17 protein-coding genes and 1 riboswitch are annotated in these 21,951 nt (G+C 37.8%); of the genes, 15 read left to right on the forward strand and 2 right to left on the reverse strand.

Annotated elements, in window-relative coordinates; translation table 11 throughout:
* Positions 1–147 precede the first annotated feature (147 nt).
* Together QE450_RS06820 and ymzB are read right to left on the reverse strand one after the other, a co-directional pair.
* Positions 148–1,641, reverse strand: a complete 1,494-nt coding sequence (locus QE450_RS06820; protein WP_301263761.1) for a glycoside hydrolase family 30 protein — start codon at positions 1,639–1,641, stop codon at positions 148–150.
* A gap of 315 nt (positions 1,642–1,956) precedes the next feature.
* Positions 1,957–2,298, reverse strand: a complete 342-nt coding sequence (ymzB, locus tag QE450_RS06825; protein WP_307298022.1) for a protein YmzB — start codon at positions 2,296–2,298, stop codon at positions 1,957–1,959.
* Between the two features lie 326 nt (positions 2,299–2,624).
* Between ymzB and QE450_RS06830 the strand changes: the two genes are divergently transcribed.
* The 15 genes from QE450_RS06830 (at position 2,625) to QE450_RS06900 (ending at position 21,948) form a co-directional block, all read left to right on the forward strand.
* Positions 2,625–2,981, forward strand: a complete 357-nt coding sequence (locus QE450_RS06830; protein ID WP_273615942.1) for a hypothetical protein — start codon at positions 2,625–2,627, stop codon at positions 2,979–2,981.
* A gap of 127 nt (positions 2,982–3,108) precedes the next feature.
* A complete protein-coding gene (locus QE450_RS06835; RefSeq protein ID WP_307302615.1) occupies positions 3,109–3,696 on the forward strand; it encodes an MSMEG_1061 family FMN-dependent PPOX-type flavoprotein in 588 nt (195 codons plus the stop codon).
* A 399-nt stretch (positions 3,697–4,095) separates the two neighbouring features.
* The gene (locus tag QE450_RS06840; RefSeq protein ID WP_307298023.1) at positions 4,096–5,313 is read left to right on the forward strand and encodes an S-layer homology domain-containing protein; all 1,218 of its coding nucleotides are present in this window, start codon (positions 4,096–4,098) and stop codon (positions 5,311–5,313) included.
* 71 nt (positions 5,314–5,384) lie between these two features.
* On the forward strand, positions 5,385–8,861 hold the full coding sequence (locus QE450_RS06845; RefSeq protein WP_307298024.1) for a DUF5704 domain-containing protein: 3,477 nt from the start codon (positions 5,385–5,387) through the stop codon (positions 8,859–8,861).
* A 357-nt stretch (positions 8,862–9,218) separates the two neighbouring features.
* Positions 9,219–9,318: riboswitch (purine riboswitch) on the forward strand.
* 63 nt (positions 9,319–9,381) lie between these two features.
* Positions 9,382–10,845, forward strand: coding sequence for an NAD(P)/FAD-dependent oxidoreductase (locus QE450_RS06850; RefSeq protein WP_274170188.1), 1,464 nt, complete (start codon positions 9,382–9,384; stop codon positions 10,843–10,845).
* A gap of 422 nt (positions 10,846–11,267) precedes the next feature.
* Entirely contained in the window at positions 11,268–12,086 is an 819-nt protein-coding gene (gene pxpB / locus QE450_RS06855) for a 5-oxoprolinase subunit PxpB (protein WP_307298026.1), read from the forward strand.
* Entirely contained in the window at positions 12,086–13,090 is a 1,005-nt protein-coding gene (locus tag QE450_RS06860) for a 5-oxoprolinase subunit C family protein (protein WP_307298028.1), read from the forward strand. The genes pxpB and QE450_RS06860 overlap by 1 nt, the downstream gene beginning before the upstream one ends.
* A gap of 78 nt (positions 13,091–13,168) precedes the next feature.
* Complete coding sequence (locus tag QE450_RS06865) at positions 13,169–13,939, forward strand: 5-oxoprolinase subunit PxpA (RefSeq protein ID WP_307298029.1); 771 nt, start codon at positions 13,169–13,171, stop codon at positions 13,937–13,939.
* Positions 13,940–14,005: 66 nt separating this feature from the next.
* Entirely contained in the window at positions 14,006–15,007 is a 1,002-nt protein-coding gene (locus QE450_RS06870; RefSeq protein WP_307298031.1) for a TRM11 family SAM-dependent methyltransferase, read from the forward strand.
* Between the two features lie 121 nt (positions 15,008–15,128).
* The gene (locus tag QE450_RS06875) at positions 15,129–16,823 is read left to right on the forward strand and encodes a M3 family oligoendopeptidase (protein WP_307298032.1); all 1,695 of its coding nucleotides are present in this window, start codon (positions 15,129–15,131) and stop codon (positions 16,821–16,823) included.
* A 180-nt stretch (positions 16,824–17,003) separates the two neighbouring features.
* Positions 17,004–17,858 (forward strand): Cof-type HAD-IIB family hydrolase, encoded by an 855-nt coding sequence (locus tag QE450_RS06880; RefSeq protein WP_307298034.1) that lies wholly within the window; start codon positions 17,004–17,006, stop codon positions 17,856–17,858.
* A 128-nt stretch (positions 17,859–17,986) separates the two neighbouring features.
* The gene (locus QE450_RS06885) at positions 17,987–19,753 is read left to right on the forward strand and encodes a glycoside hydrolase family 2 protein (RefSeq protein ID WP_307298036.1); all 1,767 of its coding nucleotides are present in this window, start codon (positions 17,987–17,989) and stop codon (positions 19,751–19,753) included.
* 8 nt (positions 19,754–19,761) lie between these two features.
* Positions 19,762–20,922 (forward strand): bis(5'-nucleosyl)-tetraphosphatase (symmetrical) YqeK, encoded by a 1,161-nt coding sequence (yqeK, locus tag QE450_RS06890; RefSeq protein ID WP_307298038.1) that lies wholly within the window; start codon positions 19,762–19,764, stop codon positions 20,920–20,922.
* Positions 20,923–20,970: 48 nt separating this feature from the next.
* A complete protein-coding gene (locus QE450_RS06895) occupies positions 20,971–21,483 on the forward strand; it encodes an NUDIX domain-containing protein (RefSeq protein WP_301263390.1) in 513 nt (170 codons plus the stop codon).
* 42 nt (positions 21,484–21,525) lie between these two features.
* Positions 21,526–21,948: a VanZ family protein gene (locus tag QE450_RS06900; RefSeq protein ID WP_307298040.1), complete on the forward strand. Its 423-nt coding sequence runs from the start codon at positions 21,526–21,528 to the stop codon at positions 21,946–21,948.
* Positions 21,949–21,951 lie beyond the last annotated feature (3 nt).

Consider the following 21,951-nt stretch of genomic DNA (forward strand, 5'->3'; position numbering starts at 1 on the left):
ATACCATAACGAAATCGATAAGCTATGCAAATTCTATAGCATAAGAGAAAAAGCTCTGCCATTTCTACCATACCTATACCAACATAGGAATGAAGAAAGGGACAGAGCTTTTATTTTTTTATATTCTAGATATAGAGAGCATATTTATTACCATTTCAATGTAACAACCGATTTACCCGGAACAGTGTAGTTAGTAGATTGACCATTCCACTGAACTTTTACTGTTTTAGTAGCTGTTTGAGAATTATACAATACAACTACTTTAGTACCATCTGGATTTTTAAAAGCTACATTTTGAATATCATTGGATGAATTGGTATCAATACGTGTAGCACCGGTTACTACAAATTTACTGAAATGTCCTAACAGGTAATATTGTTTGTTATACGTCACTTTATCTTCTGGATTACTGTTGCTGTTATCCGAGTTCTGGATCGTAACCATACCTTTGTTGGTATTGTTATCTCCGATCACACTAGGACCATCTTTTTGATCCAGCGCAGCATTCCACAAAATAATCGATTTGGACCAATTACGAGTAATTCCGATAAATTCATTGATCATATTATCGAATCCTTGAGTTGTTCCATCGACTTTATCATTCCAATCGCCAAATCCACCTTCAGTGAACCAGATGTCTTTATCTGGATGTGCATTATGCATTGAAGTCATAGCCGTATAATCGCCACCATAATGATGGAAAGCACTACCAGCTACAGCGCTAGATTTGCCACTATTTTTAAGCCCTGTAATGACTGTATTCGGATAAGACCAGTTATCATAGTTGTGGTCATAAGTGATCACTTTTGTATTTAGACCCGCATTTTTAATTGCAGGGCTGAGGTAATCACCGATCATGCCAATCTGATCTTGCTCATTCATATTCATACCTGGATAACGTCCTGGCTCAAATAGTGGTTCGTTTTGCGGAGTCACCGCATAGATAGGAATACCTTGTGCCTGATAACTTTGAATAAATTTCACAAAATAATTCGCATAAGTTGGATAGTATTGCGCTTGTAATTTACCTGTACCGTTTTTATCATTGGTTGTATATTTCATCCATGCTGGAGCACTCCAGGGAGAAGCGATGATTTTAAGATTAGGATTTTTGGCAAGTGCTTGTTTGGTCATAGGTATGATATAAGGAAGATCACGTGCAATCGAGAATTGGCTGAGCGAAGTATCTCCTGCCGTATCATCGTAAGTATACGTACTCCATGCAAAGTCGCTAGCACCCATCGTCTGACGCAGCATACTCATTCCTATACCTGTATTTCCAAATAGTCGTTCCATCACTTCGGCACGTTTGCCACTGCTTAACTTATAATTCATTAACCATGTCGATGAATCTGTCAAAGAAACACCGAAGCCATCCATCTTCTGATACGTTTTGCCTTCATTTACATTGATCGTATAATCGGCATTTCCTGTACTGCTACTGAAGTTGATATTAGCTTTTTTGGTAAGACGAGCGTTTGGACTGAGTCCTACAGCAGGTTCCGAGTTGGGATCGGCAGTTGTTAACCAGACTTCTACCGATTCATTAGCTGCATACGTCTGCGCAGGTAACGAGATCAATGGTGTAATCATCAACGAGCTTAACAAAACAAGATTAAGGCTTTTTTTGAACATAGACATGAACATATACACCCTCTTCGTATTTTTTTGTAAGCGTTTACTAATATTCGGATTGATATTAGCAAAATAAACCTTTTTTTACAAATGTTTTAGGTCGGTTATGTCACAAATCGTAGAAACGCACAGAGGATGAATAGAATTGCCTATACAATTGAAAATAAAAAAGACGACAAAAACCTCTTTATGATCAAAAGAATAAGAAAGTTCTTATATCCATTGATACAAAAGAGGTTTTTTGTTAAGCATATATATTGTAGTGATATTCTTCAAAATATCTTTATATATAGCATTCTATCTTAACGAAGATATAGGCACTTATTTAGCAGTTAACACATATTGTGCACGTTCTGTATTTAATTTAACATGAGTATCGTCTATATGATCGATCCGTAGATCGTGTAGTGCAATTTCATACGTATTTTGTGGCAAAGGCACATTGTCGCCATCTGCATTAGATGTAGAACCTTCTCCATGTAAGATCAAAGAGCTTTCTACATAATCATCAATAGCATTGTCCTCGCTACGAATATCGACTTCAGTCACTGTGAAATGAACTTCATCTGTATCGTCAAGTTCATGCTTTTCAATAATGATAGTGCGTGTAAGATGATTGTTCAACCAATCTGATAGTGTTTTTACATCTTTTTCGTGTTCCATTATTCATCATCCTTTTGTATTAGAAATAGTATTATGAAGCAAATGAAGTGTTGTAATGCTTTATTTACCCGTTCTCAAGGGGATGGAATCTGGTGATATTTATTTCTGCAAATGCACGAATAGGCAATCAAGTGGGTCTTTTACCATATTTACACATGAAGCAGAATAAGAGATACTTTTTTTAGTCAGTCTTTTTGTAAAAGAATACATTAATGTACAACGTATAAATATAGTATTCACATTATGATTCAACAACCTGATAACAGAGTAAATTAGAGAAAGAGATTACGCTCTGGATAGGTAGCTATCCGGGTAGGAGGTTAATCATGAACAATAAGTCTAATCAGGTATTTGATGAAGATATATACACAATGGTTGAGAAACATATCATGTATTGGAATCCTATGAATTTGATTGAATGGTGCTTACCCGATGAATACTCGATTGAAGTCGATCATATTGTCAAAATCCTTCCATATATGAAGTCTGCGGATGAATTAGGGAATCAAGTGTATTGTATTATGCAAAAATATTTTGGAAGTTATTTCAAACGTTCTTCTGAAGAATGTTATCAAATCGCAGATCGAATCTACAAAAATTTAGAACATATAAATAGCTTAAACACGTCTTTTGTTTCTTTTAATTTATACTTTAACTCTTTTCGAGGAATGCGTAGAGATTGAATATAGATCGAAGTAGAAAATAAGAGATCGGCGGAGAAGATAGACACGTATACTGTAGCTTGTTATGATAAACCCAACTGAGAAGTATAGGAGGGCGAATATGAAACAGACTACAGATACAACAGCAATGAACATAGAACAATCTGAACAATACATTACATCTATTGAAGAATTGAGAGCATTTACTGGTGTTCCTCATGAACATATTGTCAAAAAGACCGTTGCGTCTATTGATCCGCATATTGCATACTACTTATCATTATCTTCGTTATTTTTCTTATCTACTTCAGATCACCAGGGCAGATGTGATGTGTCTCCACGCGGGGATGAACAAGGATTTGTCAAAGTGTTAGACGATCAACGACTTATTTTTCCAGAACGTCATGGTAATCGACGTGCAGATTCATTGTTAAATATATTGGAGAATCCCAAAGTCGGTATGATCTTTCTAATTCCGGGTATGAATGAAGTATTACGGGTGAATGGTCATGCTCGTATTACCAAAGACAGTGAATTACTGGAACAGATGAATTGGACAGGCAAAACGATGGGACTTGGTATTGTCGTGGAAGTAGAAGAGTGTTTTATCCATTGTCCGCGTGCACTCAAAACAGGTAATGCGTGGCAACCAGAAGCATGGGTCAATCCAGAACAACATCCTTCGACCAAAGATATGTTTATCGCTCATTTAAAAATGAATGGCATTGTGTTATAAAAAATATTGAGCAGACTATGCGAAATAGAAGAAGAATAAAAACGATCATCGTTTACTCTTTTTTGATAACAAGAAGATAAATAGGTTTACAGCTTACTTATTCTATGGTATTCTTGCGGAAATGAAAACTATGTCTTAATACCTATATTCTCGCGAAGCACGCGGATTATTCCTTTTATCGGGAGTAGTCCGCTTTTTTTGTATTCTTATCTTATTTTCAAAAGAGATGCTAACTAAATAAGTACTTGGAAGAATCCTATTTATCCCATATAATGATGCAAGTGGTACATGAAGTAGGCGTAAATACCTAGATGTATAATGTTGTGAAAAAGCTTAGATGTGTAACTGCCGTTGAGTACGTATAAACCATTATCTTACATAATAGAGGAGTATTTTAAAATGAAAAAAATAATCAGTTCGTTATTTGCAGTAGCTACCCTTTCAGTCATGTTAAGCCCGTTGATGCAGACTACCAATGCAACTACATTCAAAGATGTATCATCCTCTCACTGGGCAAAAGCAGCTATCGATGAAGCTGTATCAAAAGGATATTTTAAAGGATATGCAGATGGAACATTCAAGCCCGGTGCTCAAGTAACACGCGCTGAATTTGCTGTTTTGCTAGATCGTGTATCTTCCAATGAGAAAGTTGAAGGCAAAGGTACTTTTACAGACCTTACAGGTAACTGGAGTGAAAAAGAAGTGAATGAAGCTATAGCGAAAGGATTTTTGACTCCTTCGGATTATCCAAACGGCTTCAAGCCAGCCACACCACTTACACGTAAAGAAATGGCAAAATGGATGTCATCTGGTCTCGCAACATCTAGCGCAGATTACAAGCAAGCCCTAAATGATACAGCAAATACTGTTGTACCTGTAGCAGAATATTTCAAAAAAACTATGAATCCAAGCGAATATCCGTATGTCTCCCTAATGATGGGCACAGGTCTAATGTCTGGATATGCAGATGGAACTTTCGGAGCTGGCAAAACCACCACACGTGCAGAAGCAGCAGTAATTTTAGTACGCTTAGCGAATGTACAAAAGCAATCGGCAGATTCATTTGTAGGCTTGAAAGAGTTAAGAGCGGTAGGGACGACAGGAACGAATATGGAAGTGATCACACCATTTAGTAGTGGAGTGACTTCTTTTAAAAATGTTCAAGGGAAAAAAATGAAATTCCGTAATGGAGCAGGTTACTCAAGTTTGAATTATTTGATATTTGTAGATAGCCGGGATTGGAACAACAAAAAAGGTATCTATGCACCTGTATTTTTAGGGAAAGAAGATAAAACCACATATGAGGATGAAATTTACAGAGTGTATGAAAATCAAACTATTTATCCTACAAAAGCTGGATTTACTATTGATCATTACATGAAAAGTAGTTTAAATCCCTTAGCTATAGGAGAAGCTATTAATAATTCATTGCCTAAAGCATATGGCTATTCAACGTTACCTGTATTTAATCCTGTAAAAGCATTTAGTTCATATGTAAATAATGAAAATGGAATGCAGATATGGATGAGTAATTCTATCGAGATATCTAATCCAGGTAGCTCATATAGAACCGAAGATGGATCATCTTTTGGAATTTCTGTATTAACTAAAAATTAAGGAGAAACCATGTGTTAAAAAAGTATAGTGTATATATTATTTGCCTTTTAGTTTGTATGAGTACTTTAATTATGGTAGCTGATCATACTATATATGCAGTAGATAAAAATGAATATCCTAGTGATATCATCATGATCCCTAATACTGCGTCTAAAATTCAAACTTTAAAAATACCTGTTACAGGTATATCAAATCCAACTCCTAAAGTCATATGGACTCAAGTTGATTCAGGAGGGTGGGTTGCTTCTCGTAATGAAGGTATGGATAATTATGAAGCTACAGCTATTGGAAAAGGAGAAGATTCGCGACCAACAGCTACAGAAGTTGTAGATAAAATAACTGCTGAAAAATATCCTCCAGAATCAGTAGTGGATTCGAACAATAATCCATATAATCAAAAATATATTAATGATTTAAGTTTTGAAAAAATTGCTTTCGATAGAGCGAGTAGTTTTGAAGGAATCGCTATTGATTATAAAAAAGGAGATATTTTTGCGATTATTCATACATTGACTGGACGCAAGAAAGTAGGAAGTGGATATAATGAGAATGTTTTTGCACCTTATACTTCAGAAAACCAAAGACCAATTAAGTATATAGCAGAATATTACACACCTCTCCTAATCAATTACACCGGACATGTCATTGAAAAGAAAGAAATTCAAGTCAAATCAGATGCGACTTTACAGATTGATGATACCGAACAATTAACTGCTGAAGTGCGTACCAAAGCTTACAATGAACAAGAATTTACAGATAACTGGATTGATGTAACGCATCGAGATCAGACGAAATGGGAGTCGTCTGATCCTGCGATTGCAAGTGTGGATCCTGCTACCGGAGAAGTCACCGCCCATGCTACAGGAACAGCGCAGATTACGGCATATTGGACAAAAGATCCGTGGACTCTTAAAGATAGTGCTACTATCACTGTGGGTGCAGCCGAAGAGCCACCGACAACAGGTTCTTCAGCAATATGTACGGTTCCTCAAGCAGGTCAGCAATTAACTGGCAAATACATGGATCCGATGGTATCCGCGATGATCAAAGCTGATCGACGAGGAAGCGAAATGTTCGATGTTGCTCAAGGGATTCCTACTTCGGAAAGTCTATATGGTAATGTATTTGCACTGAATTATCTTTCTCAACACACCTTTACAGAATATACAGGCGAATGTACATATCGAATATCGGTTAAGCGAACGTACAAATTAAAATGGGATCATGGAGAGAAGAAAGATACCAAAAACGTCAATTACTCATTTAATATTCAGCGACCTTATTCATTTTGGAAAATAGATCAATTGGGAGTATACGGAATTAAGCAAACCACGCTGAATAACTATGGTTTTGCAGATAATAAGATTATAATTTCTCCTAACAACTATGTAACGCCTTCTTATTCAGCGTTAACGACTGGCAATTACTATGCTCCTGAGAACCCTGGTAACCAGAATGGCGGTACCAAAAATATAACGAAAAGCGGCAGTGGTCGTCCTACAATTCCAGATGAAAGCAGTGATATGAAGAAAAAGGCAGAAAATGCTGTAGATGATGTAGAGGTCGAAAATGACTTTTTGAAATTTAATAATGAAGTGATTATGGATAGTACACGAACGATCGAAAAAGGGCCAACACCTAAAGCAATGCCTGTACCTACTATGATTGGGAAAGATATATTATATAGTCCCAACCATATGATACCCAAAACCAAAACAAATCTAAAAAACACACCAAGTACCGGAACAATCGAATATGATGTGCTACCCGGTCATATTAAAGGAGGAGCTAATCAGACGTTCCCGATCAATGGCATCAATCCGGTCACAGTGCATACACCTGTCGTCAATTATTCATTGGTATCTGATGATCAGCAGCATAATCAGAAAACAGTACCTGATATTTATCGTTCAGCTCTTATTTTGGATCGCCCTTTTTCTGTGCGTATTCCAACCACGGGACAACATACAAATTATCCAGGTTACGGTTATCGAGATTATGCGAAATATGTACGTACCAAGCAGGTTCAATTTCCTTTTGATGTCTATAACAAAGAGCAGACTACATTTATTCCTAAACATACGTGGATCGATGTACCTGTTAATCAATTAGACACCACATTCTTTTTACCTGTCTGGGTGGACGAGGGGAAATATGATGTTTTATTCCGAACGATTGCAGAAAATGCCCCTTCATCTTTTACCGTACAACATCATGCTAACATCACTCTGGATAACCATGTAGCTGTTGAAAGTATAGCTGTAGAAGTGATAGGACGGGTGTACGATTTTCATATTACAGATATTGCAGACTATGACTGGCAGATCGTATTTCGTCCATGGCAAAATCTAGCTGTACCGCAAGGAACTTCGTATTGGGTAGGAGATAAAGGCATCGATGGAGAACCGCGCGGAAATACAGCGCCTTATGTATTGCCTGTACGTCAGGGAAGTCATCCTTTTTATCGAAATTTAGCTGTTAAAACAGGATATCATTTCAAATTTGATCTCAAAACGAAAGGTAATATGTTCGGTGAAGCAGATGGTATTCGAATTACACCAACATTTCGCTATGTTCCGCGTCAAGGAGGGACTCCTTTTCCTGTAGATATATATTATTCAACAGATACAGACAATTTGATTCGAATGGGATCACCACAAGATACGGTACAACGCTATACTATTTTGAATGATACAACTCGCCATGTAGCTGAAGAAGAATTAAAAAATACAGCATTATATATGTATGATCTTCTCTTACAAGAGCAAGCCATATCGCCTTCATCGAGCAAAGGTAACAAAGCTCAATCGAGTACAGTTTCTCCTTCATTTTGGACTATCGTCTGGGAACGTGCCGCTTCTTCAATCTGGCAAAACCTGACCGGATTATCTTGGGAAATTGTAGCATCAGACCGTGATCTATCGTCTTCTACTACGATCACTATTCCGACAAGTGCAGAAGAAGCGATAACGATGTTTGCAGAAAATAGCCGTAAGCGCAAAGTGAATATCGGCAATTTTACACATTTATTATTGACTCAGCCATTACGAACATTGATCGGGCCACAACAGCATTTACCTGAAGGAAACAATACTATGCGTTCTTTAGCAGCTGTACAGAAATGGTATGGAGAATATAGCTTGCCTTCAGATGTATATGTAGTTAAACAAGGAACTGCTTTGCAAGAAATGGTAGGTTCCACGAATACCAATCGTCAACCATCGGCTGAAAAAAACGAGAATTCTAATATGCAGACTCATCCAGCTAGCAACAGTGCTAAAGGATTAGATGAACATTCATCGGTCTTTTTAAAAGATGGTTATATTATTGTGAATTTTGATATCGAAACGATCCAAAAAGGAGATACTGATCATCCTCATCTTCAATACATTCATGCACCTTTAATGAATCAATGGCAACTTGAAGGATTCCAACAACAGTTCAATGATCCATGGGGATTTCAATTCCAATTGCAAGATGGAGATGTGATTTTTTATCATGCTAATAAAGGCAGTCGAGATGACTTCCAATCTTCAGTCACACATTAGCAGGTATTAATCATTTATAAAGTATGACTAGGAATAACTAAGAAATAGAACGAAAGATTATAGAAATAACAAACGACAATGTTCGCTAATTTATGTTTATTATGCTTGAAAAAGATAATTAAAGAATGAAAAATCTTATTTATACGAACTATTATTAAAATAAGTGCTTGACCGTTCGCTTATTTTTCTGTAAGATACCACTGTAGCCTATTGAGAGTGATATGCGCTACAGTGGTATTTTAATGTATAAATGTTATAAATTTCTTGCTATGTTTAGTAATTATTTTACATTATGAATATTATGGCAAAGTAAAATATCTTACTTTGTTCGATGACTTGTTCATTATGATTTTAATCATTAGTTATATCCTATATATTCGTATATCCCCGAAAATAAGGTTTGGGGGTTTCTACAAGGGACCATAAATTCCTGACTACGAATAGTGTGCTTTGGCATATCTATTCAGCAGTCAGGATTTTTTGTGTTTTGACCCCATATTATTCATCTTAGGAGGACATTATGAACCATTATGATTGTATTGTTGTAGGTGCAGGACCAGCAGGAATTTTTGCATGTTATGAATTGACTCGTCAAGCACCGGATTGGAAAGTATTGCTGATCGACAAAGGGCATGATATTCATCGCCGTAGTTGTCCAATCATGGAAGAGAAGATTCAATTATGCCCGCCACCGGCTGGTAAAAAAGATTATGCTGGTTGTCTACCCGCTTGCTCAGTAACCGCAGGTTTTGGTGGTGCAGGTGCTTATAGCGATGGCAAATTCAATATCACTACTGAATTTGGAGGTTGGTTAACTGATTACCTTTCTCCTTCGAAAGTGATGGAATTGATTCGTTATGTGGATGATATCAATCTAGAACATGGAGCCACTCCTAATATTACTGATCCTACAACAGATACGATTCGTGATATCGAGCAACGTGGATATGCATCCGGTTTGAAATTGCTACGTGCTGAAGTTCGCCATTTGGGCACAGAACAGAACTTAGAGATTTTGAAATCCATTTACAGCTATCTGACTTCACGAATCGATATGGTGTTCAAAGCAGAAGTGGAAGATATTATCACGACCAAGATAGAAGGCAAGCACCAGATTACAGGAATCATGACCAAAAAAGGTGAAACATATGAAGCTCCTATGGTGATGATTGCGCCAGGACGTGATGGTTCAGCGTGGTTAACTGAAATTTTGAAAAAGCGTCGTCTGAAAATGTACAACAATCAGGTGGATGTAGGTGTACGTGTAGAGACATCTGATGTGGTGATGCGCCAGATCAATGAACATTTATATGAAGGTAAATTTATTTTTAATACATCGGTAGGGACAAGAGTAAGAACATTCTGTAGTAATCCATCCGGTCATGTTGTAGTCGAGAACCATAGTGGTGTTATGGCAGCCAATGGTCATTCTTTCAAAGATCCAGTGCTGGGATCTAGCAATACGAATTTTGCTTTGCTAGTATCACATAAATTTACAGAGCCGTTTGATAAGCCTAATGAATATGCTCGTGAAATCTGTCGTCGTGCTAATGATCTTTCTAGCGGTGGAGTGATTGTACAGAAATACGGTGATATTCTTCGTGGTCGTCGCTCGACAAGAGAACGAATTAATGAAGGATTCTTAGAACCTACACTTAAAGAAGCTGTTCCAGGTGATCTAGGATTGGTATTGCCTTACAACACAATGAAAAGCTTGATCGAAATGGTCGAAGCGCTGGAAGGCGTAACACCAGGGATCGCTTCTGAACATACATTGTTTTACGGTGTAGAAGCGAAGTTCTATTCTGCACGTCCCAAGTTAGATGAAAATCTAGAAACTGAAATTGATGGATTATATTGCGGTGGAGACGGAGCAGGCGTGACACGTGGTCTAGCACAAGCAGGTGCAGCAGGAGTATGGATTGCTCGTAATATGGTTACCAAAGCAGGAACAACTACGAAAGTGCCAGCCACTGTTGTATAACATCCCAAGCAAATCGTAATGATAAAAACAACAAAATAAAATATGTAGAAATAAGTAAAGATCAGATCCCTTTGATATGAAGTGGATCTGATCTTTTTGCATGATATCGATTTTGATAGTATATCGCCTCTATGTCTGTTATATCTATGATGTATACATGTATTGTTGGAACTCACCAGTTATATCTATAATGTATACATGTATTGTTAGAACTCATCGGTTATATCCATGATATATACGTGTATTGTTGAAACTCACTAGTTATATAAATGTCTGCTTTTTCCTTGAACATCTATGATTATGTCCTTCCTTATTTGCTCTATCTACAAGGAACATGGTTCAATAGAATTAATCTATGCAAAGTATAATTATAGTTAGATTCGTACAGATCAATCTATACATAGAAAGGAGCATACAACCTTATGACATGGGTGATGGAACCGTTGGGAGATTCAGCAGTAGTGATCGAATTTGGAAGTATTATTGATAAGTCTATTTTAGAAAAAGTAACAGTAGCTGTTGCTGTCATAGAGCAACATCCATTTGACGGTTATATAGAGTGTATTCCTTCTTTTACTACGGTAACGGTGTTTTACGATCTGGATCAGATTAATTTGCATGATCTATACTCATGGACAGAACAGCAGAATACTGATAAGGAAGTTTCTGTTTTTGATTATGTATGTTTTCTAATTCAGCAATCGTTGGTATCGATCATATTACCGTCAGAGGATAATATACAATCAACTTCTAGCGCTGAATCACAATATCGCAATCACGTTATTCAACCTGTGCATAAGGTAATAGATATTCCTGTATGTTATGGCAATGAATATGGACCTGATTTGGAATATGTAGCTACTTATAATCATCTTTCGGTCGAAGAAGTGATCGCTATTCATTGCAGTTGTGAATACTTGATTTATGCGATAGGATTTGCGCCGGGATTTCCTTATATGGGTGGAATGTCGACAAAGATTGCTACTCCTCGCAAAGCAACACCTCGGTTGGTGATTCCGGCAGGTTCGGTCGGTATTGCGGGTACACAGACAGGTATTTATCCATTAGCAACACCGGGTGGATGGCAATTGATTGGTAGAACACCATTAACTCTTTTTCGACCGAATCAACATCCACCTGTTTTGTTAGCAAGTGGGATGTCTATTCGTTTTCGCGCGATTGATGAGGAAGAATATCACTATTTACAGCAACTCCATCCTTTAACAGAAGAGGGAATATGATGACTATTTTGATTCACAAACCAGGACTGCTCTGTACGATTCAAGATCGTGGTCGAAAAAAGTATGGGAAATATGGAATAAGTATTAGTGGAGCAATAGATACATTTGCACATCAAGTTGCGAATCGCTTAGTAGGCAATAACGAAGATCAGGCAACATTAGAGATTACGTTATCAGGATGGGTAGGCGAATTTCAAAGTGATCAATGGATAGCGATTACAGGCGGTGATCTTGGTGCACAGATTGATGGAAAAGAAGTTCCTATGTGGCGTCCGGTATGGGTGCGTCAGGGAAGTATACTTGTATTCAAACGTGTTGTTAGCGGGTGTCGTGCTTATCTAGCAGTAAGTGGTGGTCTGGCTATAGATAAAGTGATGGAAAGCAGGAGTACGTATTTGCGTGCAGGTATAGGAGGGTTAGAAGGAAGAGGGCTAAAAAAGAATGATAGTATTCATATCCAAAAAAGTAATCTTCGACCACCATCTTCTGCTGATCTATCTACAGATCCTTTTTATTCTTTTCACTGGTCTGTAGCCTATTCGGTACTGCCTCATTATTCTCAATCCCCTGTAATACGGATTATTTCAGGTAGACAATGGGATGATTTTACCCAACAAAGTCAACGATTGCTTTGTGAAAATGAATATCAGATCACACCACAATCTGATCGAATGGGTTATCGTTTGCAAGGCGCTACATTACAATTACATCAACCGCATGAATATATATCTGAAGCAGTGGCGGATGGGACAATTCAAGTTCCTGTTGATGGACAACCTATTGTATTGATGGCAGATCGCCAGACATTAGGGGGTTATCCCAAAATCGCACATGTTATTACAGTAGATCTACCTGTGCTGGCTCAATTGGCACCGGGTTCATCGATCCGCTTTGATCGGATTACGTTGGCAGAAGCCCAATCGTTATCTATACATAAGCGTCATCAACTACAATTACTGTATCGAACGATAGATGAAGCGCTACGTCCGTTGACGATTGGATAAGTAGTAAGTGATAGCATATGCTTCAATCAGGAAAAGTATAAACAAGTACAAAATCATTCGTGATAAAAGGAGAATCCTATGCATACGATAGATATCAATTGTGATATGGGAGAAAGCTATGGTGCGTATATGATAGGAGCAGATGAACAACTATTTCCATACATTACATCTGCAAATATCGCTTGCGGATTACATGCAGGTGATCCGGGTGTAATGCGTCAATCTGTGCAATCTGCTTTGAAATATGGAGTGAAAATTGGAGCACATCCTGGATTACCCGATATACAAGGATTCGGACGGCGGAAGATGGATATTTCAGCAACAGAAGCGTATGATCTGATTACTTATCAGATTGGAGCATTAGCGGCTTTTGTACAGCAAGAAGGCGGAGTGTTACATCATGTCAAACCGCATGGTGCTTTGTATAATATGGCTGCCCAATCACGAAGTCTAGCAGAAGCGATAGCACAGGCTATATATCGTTTCGATCCCAAGTTGATTTTATATGGACTAGCAGGGAGCGCATTGATTGATGCAGGCAAGCACATAGGATTAACAGTAGTGAATGAAGTATTTGCAGATCGTACGTATGACGATGATGGTCAGCTTACACCAAGAAGTGATCCACTTGCTTTGATTACAGATACAGAGCAATCGGTACGTCAAGTCATCCATATGATCCAACAGCATAGCGTTATATCGACCAATGGAAACTCTATTCCACTTATAGCAGATAGTGTCTGTATCCATGGAGATGGTCAACACGCTGTAGATTTTGTGAAAGAGTTGAAATCAAGATTAGAAGTCGAGCATATTCGTATTCAACCTGTTATGCAGATCAAATCATGATTAGATAACAGTGATATAGAAATGCCATGTATTGAAGTAGGGTTTGATAGAAAAGGGGTCAAGACGTTGTTTAACCAATCTATATCTTTGTATCTACAAGAAGACGATTCTACGATAGAGTCACCTCTTCATTATATTTATACGTATGCTTGTCATGAAGATGAAGTCGAATTATGTGATCTAGAATTGCGCTCATTATTAGGTCATTCACCACAGACCCGTTATATCAAAAGCGATATAGCGATAGCACCAAATCGAAGTCCTTTTATTCATTATCGTATTGCAACGCAGTATGAAGCATCTACACTAGAGCAATTGGAGCGTATCGTTCAATCGATTGCATTAGAAGATCAGACTTTTAAATTAATATGTATTGATGCTGAACAGCTATTCACTTATGAAGAAAAGCGTCTGTTAGAACGTCGTATCGGTATGAATATTAAAGGAACAGCTCATATGAAACAGCCGCAAATTTTATTGGGATTAACATTTGCTGATCAACGATGGATTGTTGGAGAATGTATAGCTTCTGAACCGATCTGGCTTCACCATAATGATAAGCCCAGACATTATTCAACTGCACTTAGTACAAGAGTAGCTAGAGCAGTAGCCAATATTGCTGTGCCACAACCACAAGGGATGACAATGATTGATCCTTGTTGTGGTATCGGAACTGTTCTGATCGAAGCATTGTCGATGGGGATACAGATTGTAGGGTATGATCTTAATCCTTTGGCAGTGCAAGGAGCAAGAGAAAATCTAATACATTATGAGATGCCCGATATTGTGAAGATTGCTGATATGCGAGCATTGGAAGGACGATACGATGCATTAGTTTTGGATTTGCCTTATAATCTGTGCTCTGTTCTAAGTCAGCAGACACGATTAGAGATGCTTGCTAGCGCCAAACGACTGGGCGAACGTATTCTTATTTTAGCGACAGAACCTATTCAAGAATCAATCGCAGAAGTAGGCCTGCAAATACTGGAAGTCTGTCATATTCGTAAAGGAAAATTTGTACGCTATCTATTTATTTGTCAATCTTATCAAGCGGATATGAGACTATAGATGCAATTTTTACTATTTATTCGACCATTGGATAAAAAAACTGTAAATTGTGTGTGAAATTTAGTAACATGTAAACAACCGGTGTGTTCCGGGAACTTACATATAGAGAGGATGTCTACCGATGAAATTTAGTGAATTTCCTTATGAACGCCCGAATTTGGACGCTGTCAAAGTTACTTTTGATGAGTTATTGAGTCAATTTGTGAATGCGGTAACGTTTGCAGAACAAGATGTAGCAATGTCTGAAATTAACAAGTTGTTCAATACGTATTCTACTCAAGCTCAACTTGTCTATATTCGCCACTCCATTAATACAAATGATGAATTCTACAAAACAGAGCAAGATTATATGGATGAGATCGATCCTCTGTTCCAAGAATACATAGATACGTATTATAAAGCGCTGGTTACTTCTGCATTCCGCACTGAATTAGAGCAAAAATGGGGTAGTCATTTATTTGCATTAGCTGAAATGAAACTCAAAACATTCCATCCTGACATTATTGCTGATCTGCAACAGGAAAATAAATTAACAACTGCTTATGCTCAATTGATTGCTTCTGCAAAAATTCCATTTGAAGGCGAAGAACGTACTCTTTCTCAGTTAGCACCTTTTAGCCTTTCTAAAGATCGCGATATGAGACAACGTGCTGGAGAAGCTCGTTATGGATTCCTTGCTGAACAAGGCGAAGAATTGGATCGCATCTATGATGAACTGGTGAAGATTCGTACGACTATTGCTCATAAATTAGGCTACAAAACATTTACAGCATTAGGATATGCTCGTATGGGACGTACAGATTATGGCCCTGAACAAGTTGCTAATTTCCGCAAACAGGTTCAGGAATATATTGTTCCAGCAGCAGCGCGTCTCAAAGAACGCCAACGTCAACGTCTTGGGTTGGATCGTTTGACTTATTTCGATCAAGATTATTCATTCCCAACCGGTAATCCTACACCTAAAGGCGACCCTGACTTTATTATCCAAAATGGTGCACAAATGTATAAAGAATTGTCACCAGAGATCAATGAGTTCTATGAATTTATGATGGAACATGAATTGATGGATCTATTAAGTAAAAAAGGTAAAATGGGTGGCGGTTATTGTACATTTATCAATGATCACCAAAGTCCGTTTATTTTTGCCAACTTTAATGGAACATCCGGTGATATTGATGTACTAACTCACGAAGTAGGGCATGCTTTCCAAGTGTATGAAAGTCGTCATTTTGAAGTACCTGAATACACATGGCCTACATCAGAAGCAGCCGAAATTCATTCTATGAGCATGGAGTTCTTTACATGGCCATGGATGGAATTGTTCTTCAAAGAAGATACAGAAAAATATAAATTCGATCATTTATCAAGTGGACTTATCTTTATTCCTTATGGAGTAGCTGTTGATGAATTCCAACATATCATCTATGAAAATCCAGAATTTACTCCGGCTGAGCGTAAAGCAGCTTGGAAATCGGTAGAAGAGAAGTATTTACCATTCTGGGATCAAAGCGATAATCTATATCTACAAAGTGGAGCGTACTGGCAAAAACAAGGTCATATCTATGAGTCTCCGTTCTACTATATTGATTATACGCTTGCACAAATCTGTGCTTTCCAATTCTGGAAGCGGATGAATGAAGATCAGAAGCCTGCATGGGCAGACTATCTGCAACTATGTCGTGCTGGCGGAAGCAAGCCATTTACAGAGCTTGTCAAAGTGGGCGGACTAAACTCTCCATTTGAGGACGGTTGTGTCGCTTCAGTAATTGGTAATATTGAAGACTGGTTGAACAGTGTAGACGATAAGAAACTGTAAAAAATATTTTAACCAAGCAATAAGATTCATATATACGTGAGTGTGGAAAAGGCTGACTGCGATCTTGGATCAATGTCAGTCTTTTTTTGCATTTAACAAATTCATGGTATAAAACGATACTTTGGCTAACACTTGACTTGTAATATTAATAACGTACTTTACAAATGAAGGAGGCTAACGATGTCTATGGATGAGTCTATGCGTATGCCTATTCGTTGGATCGTTTCTGATCTGGACGGCACTTTACTGGATACACACCAACATATTTCTCCTTATATGCAACAACGTATTCACACTTTTATAGCGAATGGTGGACATTTTACACTGGCTACAGGCAGATCATTAATCAGTGTTCAACCTTTTATAGAGTTATTACATCTAACTGATCCTATTATTCTGTACAATGGAGCCAAAATATATGACCCTTTGCAAACTTGCTTTCTAGAAGAAAAGTTTGTCTCGTTAGCTCATGTACAATGGATATTTAATCATTATTACAATATACGTCAACCGTTTGATCTGGATTTGCTTCTTTTTTATCAAGAACAGATTTATTGCACACGTATTACTCCCAAAATACAACGGTGGATCGATAAAGAACAAGTTGAAGTACAAGTCGTTACGTTAGCTTCTTTGGAACAAGTAGCATCCCAGATCACCAAAATGATGTTGCTTGGCGAACCGGAATCCTTAACCCTTTTTCAGCAACAGATCGAATTATTAAATACAGTGAAATCCGAACATGATATTTTAGAAATATTGCCTTTTGGGACAAGTAAAGGAACAGCATTGCAACAATTGATCACCATGACAGGCGGTCACCAAGATGAGTTTTTAACGGTAGGCGATCATCTTAATGATATTGAAATGATTCAGTTAACACGTCATGGTGTAGCGATGCAAAATGCTCATCCAGAGCTTAAACACGTAGCCAATTGGATCACTGCCAAAACGAATAACGAAGATGCATTGATTGAAGTGATAGATTATGTAGAACAGAGTTGGATCACACAATATAATCCAGTGATTAGATAAAATAGTAAGCAAACCTACCTTTGACCACATGTAAAAGGGTACAGGTTTGCTTCTTTTTTTGTAGTTGTTTCTGTATTTTTGTTATGCTAAGCTAATCTACATTCTAATACATAAAAGGAGAAGATATGATGGATCGACTGTTTCAAAATCATCGTACTCGTATTAGAGAATCATTAGAAGGTGTATGGGATTTTGGCAAATTGAGAGCGTTATCATTCGATGAGGTATCTGAAAATATAGATTATTCCTATAAAGTTGCTGTACCTGGTTGTTGGGAGATGCATCCTCAATTACTGACTTATCGTGGACAAGGCATTTATCGCCGTTCTATTTATATTCACCATCCATCACATGTTAGATTGCTATTTAAAGGAGTAAGTCATACCGCCAAAGTCTTTTGGGATGGTCAACAGGTAGCCGAGCATTATAATGCCTATACTGCATTTGATACTATGATTACAAATGTTCAGCAAGGGTATCATGAATTGTGTGTAGCAGTGGATAATTCGTTTGGTCAACATTCTGCTTTGCATATTCCTAATGATTATTATACGTATGGTGGTATTATTTGGCCATTGATAATGGAAATAATTCCGCTACAGAGTTGTTTGATTCAATCGGTTCAATTCACCCCAGTTAAAGAAGACTGGACGAAAAACGAGCACGGACATTGGCAAGCGAAAGTACGGATAGCTTTACAATCTCATGCAGATCATACGATCAAAGGGCATATCAAATTTGGATTATCACCTCTTCAGCAAGCGACGATCTGGGAGCAAGAATTGCCAGAGATTACGATAGAAGCTGGACAACACTTGGAATTTTTGCACACGTTTACATTTTCGGATATAGAATCATGGTGTCCTGATCATCCTTATCTGTATGAATGGCAGACTTTCTGGTATCAGCATGAATCATCTTCTATAGAACTTGTAGACGATTGGATTGAACGTGTAGGTTTTCGTACTATTCAGACCCACGAAGAAAAGTTGTTATTAAATAATGAACCAATCGTTTTGAAAGGATTCAATCGACATGAAGATCATCCTATGGTTGGTGCTTCTTTTCCTATAGCATTGATGGTGCAAGATCTGGACTTGATGATCCATACAGGTGCAAATGCTGTACGTACCAGTCATTATCCAAATGATGAACGTTTTCTAGATTTATGTGATGAATATGGGATATTAGTATGGGAAGAAAATCATGCTCGTGGATTAAGTATAGAAAATATGCGTCATCCGCAATTTATAGAGCAGTGTGAACAGGTTAATCGGGAAATGGTTTATCAACATTATAATCATCCATCGATTATTATATGGGCTATTCTAAATGAATGTGCAAGCGATCTAGAAGAAGGTCGAATTCATTATCAACGCCAATTGGAGCAGATTCGCAATTTGGATAATAGTCGACCTCTTAGCTTCGCTTCTCATCATCGAGAAAATGAAATCTGTTTTGATCTAGCAGATATTGTATCATTTAATCTCTATCCAGGTTGGTATGGTGATGAAGATCCGGAGGAATTATGCGATCTAGCACGTGGATGGGCAGATCAAGCAGGCGGAAAAGGTAAACCGATGATAATGAGTGAATTTGGAGCAGATGGATTTTATGGATATCGGTCGCCTACACGTGTCAAAGGTACAGAAGAACGGCAAGCAGATATTATCGAAAGTAATTTAACAGCGTATACTCAGCGAGAATATATATCTGGGATGTTTATTTGGCAATTCTGTGATTGCCGTGTGACAGAAGAAGGTATCTGGCCGATGATACGGGCACGAACACAAAATAATAAAGGAATTGTAGATGCTTATCGTCGCCCTAAACTTGCATATGAAGTGGTAACACGATATTTTAAAGGAAGCGATGAAGCTTTGAATGGAGAGTGAACACCACAATGAATGATATAGCCAAGCACCTGTTGCAACAGTATTTAGAACCCTATGATCCAGCACAATCTATTCCCGCTTATATAGAAAATACATTTCGTAAACATCACCATCAAGATACATGGCAACATAGCTTAAAAGTAGCAGAACAAGCTGTTATACTGTCAGAACGGTATGGAGCTGATCCGCATATTGCTCAATATGCAGGTTATCTACATGATCTAAGTACATTATTTACAGATCAGCAGAAGTATGAACTAGCTCAACAATTAGGCATACAAATACTTAAGGAAGAACAACAAGTTCCTTATGTGTTGCATCAGAAGTTATCTAGCTGGTTAGCATCAGCATGGTTTGGCTTGGATCATCCAGATCTGCTAAGTGCGATTAAATGCCATACTACTCTTTATCCAGAGCTGGGATTGATGGATAAAATTCTTTTTGTCGCTGATAAATGTTCATGGGCATCAGAACATTCTGCTCCCTTTATTCATCAGATGAAAAGTGCATCCGAGTATTCATTAGATGAAGCTATCATTGTCTATTTGGATTATGTGTGGCAACAGCGTGATCAGATGGTGATCCATCCATGGCTTGAAGCGACCAAAGCTATATTTGATATGGAGCAGACCAAGCAGTTATTACGTACATTGCCAGCACTTTCTCAAGATATTCATTGGGGCCCGGTTACAGCTAAATTTCAACCGATAACTTCATTACACGAAATAGATGCGTCATTGATTAGTAATGTGTCTATTGTACCGATGGTAGGGGATCAAGTAGTGATCATGCAATTGGAAGATGGACGCTGGGAATTGCCAGGAGGTACGCTGGAAGAAGGAGAACATTATATCGCCGCATTAGAACGTGAAGTGATGGAAGAAATGGGAGCCACATTGATCGACTACCATGTCTTTGGTTATTTTCAATGTACTTCAGAAGCGGAGACTCCATATCGACCTTATATTCCACACCCTTCATTTATTCGACTGACGGTGTATGGACAAGTGCAATTGGATCATCAACCTCTTAACCCTCCCGATGGAGAGCAAGTAGTGCTAGTGGATCTAGTAAGTATTGAGGAAGCTATCAAGCGCTTAACAAAAACAGGTCGACAAGATCTTGCTGACTTTTATCAGATCGGATATGATATCAGTCTGCGTTCGTGATGTCTACTCAGGTATATAACAGGAATTGATCTAGAAAGGTGTGAATATATGGTTATTCGTACAGTATGTCTTTGTTTGCTTCAGCAAGATCAACGCTTTCTTTTTCAACGAATAGAGAATGTGCATGAAAGTAAAACAATGTATCGTCCTATAGGTGGAACGATGGAATATGGAGAAAGTAGTCTGGTCACCGTCAAGCGAGAAGTGAAAGAAGAAATTCATGTAGATATTATCCATCCAGTATTGCAGTATGTGATAGAAAATCATTTTGAATATACAGAGCAAGATCAATCTACAGGAGTCTCAGTGCAAGGATTAGGGCACGAGATTACATTTATTTATAGTGCGCATGTTGATGATCCTTTATTTTACAAGCAAGATATCGTATACGGAATCGAAAGTAATGAAGTGTCTTATGAAGCAGAATGGAAAACATTACATGAACTAAAAGAAGATCCTGATGCGTTGGTAGTACCCGAAGGATTGTTAGAATTATTACTCCAAACCAAAATCAAAGAAAGCAGTTCTTCTTTGTATCATCAGATTGCTTCGGCTACATAATAGAACCCAAAGTGATTATCACGAAAGCGCAGGATGTATGTTATGAAAAAAGTGTCTGTACTTTTATTAAGTATCTATACTCCGCTGTTATTGTATTGGATGTTTTTCGGATTCGGTAGAGAATATGATCCTCAAGCGGCATATCGGTATAATCTTGTTCCTTTTCATACGATCACCGATTTTGCTTTGATGCGAGTCGGGGGACGGATCGATCAGTGGATTAATTTATTTGGCAATGTCGCTGTATTTATCCCATTTGGATTAGGGATTCCGTTTATAAAGCCATATAGATTGTATTCTTTGCTACTGCGCTTCGGATTATGTATTATTATCGTCGAAATAGTGCAAATGCTCAGTAAACGAGGGACATTTGATATCGACGATGTGATCCTTAATTCTATTGGTGTAACGATAGGTTGGTGTCTATGGCGCTATATCTTTCATGTTAGCCAAAGGTCATCATAAGAA

The organism is Paenibacillus sp. SORGH_AS_0306, from assembly GCF_030819345.1.
In the GTDB taxonomy this organism is placed as follows: domain Bacteria; phylum Bacillota; class Bacilli; order Paenibacillales; family Paenibacillaceae; genus Saccharibacillus; species Saccharibacillus kyungheensis.